This is a genomic window from Streptomyces sp. NRRL F-6492 (assembly GCF_001280125.1).
GTDB lineage: Bacteria > Actinomycetota > Actinomycetes > Streptomycetales > Streptomycetaceae > Streptomyces.
In genome coordinates, this window is sequence record NZ_LGEG01000134.1 from 1 (window position 1) to 472 (window position 472).

Annotated in this window: 1 protein-coding gene; it reads right to left on the minus strand. The window is 65.0% G+C overall.

The annotated features are described in order from the left end of the window. Positions 1-472: acyltransferase domain-containing protein (locus ADL08_RS12490; RefSeq protein ID WP_159048496.1), on the minus strand; the 472-nt coding region annotated here is incomplete at both ends.

Here is a 472-nt window from a genome sequence, read left to right on the forward strand (position 1 = left end):
GGAGTGGGGTGAGTTGAGGGCGGCGATGGATGCTTTGTCGTGCAGGCCGTCGAGGTGGGGGAGGAGTTCTTCTTCGGTGGCCTGGATGGCGATCATGGTTCCGCCGGGTGTGGCGTTTTGCATGAGTCGGGCGCGGGTGGTGACGAGATGGGCGGCGTCGTGGAGGTTGAAGACTCCGGCGATGTGGGCGGCGGTGATCTCTCCGATGGAGTGTCCGGCCACATAGTCGGGGCGCAGTCCGAAGGATTCGACCAGGCGATAGAGGGCGACCTCTACGGCGAACAGGGCCGGTTGGGTAGAAGCGGTCTGGTCGAGGTGCTGACCCGTACGGATGGTGTGCGTGATCGGCTGGTCGAGGTGGGGGTCGAGGGCCGCGCAGGTTTCGTCGAAGGCTTCGGCGAACACGGGGAACGCTTCGTAGAGTTCCATGCCCATGCCGATCCGCTGGGCGCCCTGTCCGGTGAACAGGAAC